Raw genomic sequence first — 4262 nt, 5'->3', positions numbered from 1 at the left:
TGTTCGCGAACACGAGCGGCGCGAGTTCGCCGTCGGCGACGTATCGGCCGATCATGGATTCGGGCAAATTCGCCCAGCCATGCCCGGCCTTCACGAGCGCGATCGCGGTGGCCATGTCGGTCACCTTGCGGGGGGGGTGGGGGATCACCGGGGGGGGGGGTGGGAGCGGCGGTCGGGCGGGCCCGCGGAGCCGGCGGCCCAGGTGTACGGCGCGGCGGCCGCGCCGCCGTGCTACGAAACAGTGGCGATCCGGCCGCAACGCGTGTCCCTACACTCGTCGGATCGCGTCGCGGCGCGCATGGCGCCGCGCCTTCAGGGAGACGAGCATGCTGTTGATCGACGGATTGGGACTGGGCGTCAACTGGCAGCGCTTCCTGTCGGAAACGCTGAACCCGGTCGTCGCACCGCCGCCCCCGCCGCCGCCTCCGCCGAAGAAGGACGATTCGTCGGCCGGCCCCGCGAACCCGGTTGCGACGCCGCCGATTCCGGTAACCGCCACGCCGTCCACCGATCCGTCGAAGCCGACCAACCCCGAAATTGCATCCGCGACCTCGCTGGTCCAGAGCATGGCCGCGCAGTACACGGTGCCGCCGCCCGACATCACGGTCGAGAACGACAAGACGCGCGCGGTGCAGAAGGCGATCCAGGACGCGCAGACGCAATACGACAACGCATCGCAATCGCTGCAAGGCGCGCAGAACGTGCTGCGCCTCGTGAACCGCGATCCCGAATCGACGCCCGGCGACCGCAAGACCGCTCAGGATGCCTACGCGAAGGCGCGCACCGCCGCCGACAGCGCGCAGCGCGACCTGAACGTGACGACCGACGCGGGCTACATGATCCTGTACGGCGAACAGGCGAACGCCGACATGCCGGCCGGAATGAAGATCGACGACTCCGGCAAGGTGACCGATCCGGGTGACGCGCAACATGCCGCCGACCAGCAGTTCAAGACGCTGCTGGCCGCGTTTCCCGAGCACGCGAACGATCCGAACTGGGTACCGCAGCAGAGCGACTGCAAGAACCCGCTGCAGATCCGGCTCTTCGACAACTGGCAGACCGCCAGCGCAACGGCCGCCGTCGGCGCGTCGAAGTACTACGCGGACGTCGCGAATTCGAACCTCGCCTATGCGCAGTTCCAGTCGTATCTCGCCGATCCGGACTACAAGAGCGCGCTCGACTCGGGCGTCGGCCGGCTCAACGATGCGCTCCAGCCGCTGGAACTGCAGGTCACGATGCCCGACGCGCCGGCGTCGCAGGACGCCGCGCAGCAGGCCGTCACGGCGGCGGCGAAGGACGCGAACTATGCCAATGCCGCGGCCGGCGCCGCGAACGACAGCCTGACGCTCACGAACGCGCAGCAAACGTACGACTCGGTCAGCGGCAAGGAAGGACCGACGGTAGTCGTGGCGAACGCGGTGTCGGAGGCGAAGACCGCGCTCGCCCGCGCGCAGACGGCCGCCAATACGAGCGGCAGCTATCTGCAGATGCTGTCCGCGCAACATCAGGTCGACACGCTGCAGGCCGACTACACGACGAAGCAGCAGGCCGCCGACGCCTGGCACAAGGGCAACCCGGGCTCGATGCTGAAGGATCCGCAGGTCGACCTCGACGTCGGCGACGCATACGCGAAACTGTCGCAGGCGCAACAGCAGGCCGGTATCGCGCACGACGGTTTCGTCGCGACCTACGGCGCGACGCTCGCGCAGCAGTACGACGACCAGGCGTCGCAGATCCAGGCGCAGGTCAACGCGCGCTCGATCTTCACGAAGCCGACGACCCAGCCGCCGCTGTTCGCGCCGTCGCTGTCGACCGCCAGCGGCCTGCCGCCCCTGCCCGCATCGTCGCTGTCGACCGCTGCGAGCGCCGCCCCCACCGGCACGCCGTCGCTGCCGACGTCGTCACCGTTGCCCGCGCCGTCGCTGTCGAGCGCGAACGGCGGCCTGCCGCCGTCGCTCACCGGCTCGTCCCCGTTCGTGCTGCCGCAGTCGCCTGCCACGCAGGCCGCGCCGGCGGGCCCGACGCTGCTCGATGCAAAGCGCCTGCAGGTCGTCGCAGGCGCGATCCGCGCGGCCGACAGCCGGCTCGCGGATTCGGTCAACGAGCGCGCGACCCAGGCCGCGCTGTCGCAGGCACGCATCCAGCAGACGCAGGCAAAGAGCACGCTCGCGTCGGTGCAGAAACAGTACGACGACTGGGCGGCCGCGAATCCGCCGCCCGTGCGGTTCCGCTACGTCGCGGGCGACGACATGATCCCGGCGCCGTCGGCGCCGCGGCCGAACCTGTACCAGGACCCGCTCGACAAGGCGAAGGCTGCCGTCACGCAAGCCGACAACGCGGTACAGCGCCTGCAGCTGCTGGGCGAGACGTCGCACCAGCAGGTGTTGATGGACCAGTTCGACGCGGGACTCGACGAGCGGCTGCGCTACGCGGCGCCCGATTCGGATGCCGGCAACGACTACAAGAAGGCGCTGCACGACTTCTACGAGGCGCATCGCGGCGAACTGTCGAACTCGCTGCTCGACGCGGCGAGCGCGAGCACGCAGAACGGCAATACGATCGCGTTCGGCAAGCTGACCGACAACGAACAGCGCAACCTGATCGGCGTCGCGCTCGGGATGCAGCCGGACGTGCCGAACACGGCCTCGTCGAGCGACGGTTCGGACCCCGTATCGCCGACGAACGACGACGTCGCGCGCTTCACCGACAAGGACAAGCTGTCGACGATCAACAGCGTGCGCGACACGCTGCTGAAGGTCGGCGGCGGCGCGACCACGCAGGTCAGCGTGCTGCCGATGGTGTATGCGGCGAAGGACGCCGGCATGACGACCAGCGCGATCTTCAAGGTCACCGGCAAGGACGGCACGCAATACGTCGACGAAACGGCGAGCACCTACAACGACATCAACGACTACATCGACAACAACGAGCTGTCGAAGGACGGCACCGTCGACATCGCGACCGGCCACAACGCGGACGGCTCGCTGCAGCTCGTGTCGAAGGCCGCGCATCATGAAAGCGGCTTCGACAGCTTCCTGAACACGCTGACCAGCACCGGCCTGAACATCGGCATGATGGTCGGCGGCATGGCGCTGGAAGGTCTCGGCGGCCTGCTCGACGGCACCGGTATCGGCGCGATCGTCGGCGTGCCGCTGAACATCCTCGGTGCGGGGATGATGTACACCGCGATCGGCGCATCGATGACGAGCGCGGGGCTCGACATCGCGACGCGCGTGGAACACGGCCGCAGCATCAATCCGTTCACCGACGCGGGCGCGCGCGCCGACTTCATCAATCTCGTGCCGATGGGCGCCGCCGGCGCCGCCAAGCTCGCCGGCAGCAAGCTGTTCACGCGCGCGGTGACGGCGCTCACGCGCACGCCGAAGGTCGCGTCGCTGCTTTCCACCGGCGCGAAGGCCACCGCGATCGTGACCGGCGTCGGCGGTGCGGTCGAGGCGTTCGGCGAGGCCGGCGTCGACTATCTCGCAGGCGACAGGAAAGCGGCCGGCGAGCAGCTCAAGTCCGGGCTCACCAACGTCGCGCTGATGGCCGCGGGCGGCCTCAAGGAACGCGCGGTCACGTCGGTGCGAACCCGCACCGGCCGGCCGGTGCCGATCCGCACGACCGACGGCGAGACCGTCACGGTCGACAGCAGGATGCTCGGCCAGATCCTGAACAAGGGCGACGTGTCGTCGCTCGCCCACGGCCGCACCCGCGCAATGCTCGACGGCGAAGCCGTCAAGGTGTCGCCCGAAGGCATGCTGATGGTCGGCGACAGGATCCTGACCTACGACAACCAGCCGATCCGCGTGCTCGACAAGACGTCGAGCAGGCAGATGCCGCCCGGCAAATCGGTGGTGCTCGGCGAAGACGGCACGCTGTCCGTCGTGTCGGCGTCGCCGAAGGAATGGACCAACGGCACGCGCGTCGACGACGTGCAGGGAACCGGTGAGCGCCTGTCGTTCGGCCCGGACGGCGAGATGACCACGACGCCGAACGTCGTTCCGAAGACCCGGCTCGCGCTTCTCGATCACGCCGTTGCGCAGACGAGCGAAGCGATCCGGCAGGCGAACGGCGCCGACGCGCAGGCGCCGCGCAGCCTCGCGCAAACCGCCGCCGAAAGCGAAACGGCCAGCACCGCGAGCAACGCCCGCAGCACGCAGCGCGCGAGCCAGGAGCGCGCGCGCGTCGACCAGCAGCACGACGAAACCGAAGTTGACCGCACGGCGGCCGCGCGCAGCGACCGGCGCAGCCAGGATGCA

General features: G+C 69.3%; 2 pseudogenes. One reads left to right on the top strand and one right to left on the bottom strand.

From position 1 onward, the window contains the following. Positions 1–151, bottom strand: a pseudogene (locus tag G3N96_RS37725) (LysR substrate-binding domain-containing protein); the annotation flags it as partial. 175 nt (positions 152–326) lie between these two features. Between G3N96_RS37725 and G3N96_RS37720 the strand changes: the two are divergent. Next, a pseudogene (locus G3N96_RS37720) lies at positions 327–4262 on the top strand (LWXIA domain-containing protein); the annotation flags it as partial.

Source organism: Burkholderia sp. Se-20373 (assembly GCF_017104705.1).
Lineage (GTDB): Bacteria > Pseudomonadota > Gammaproteobacteria > Burkholderiales > Burkholderiaceae > Burkholderia.
This window is presented reverse-complemented; position numbering and strand designations above follow the sequence as displayed.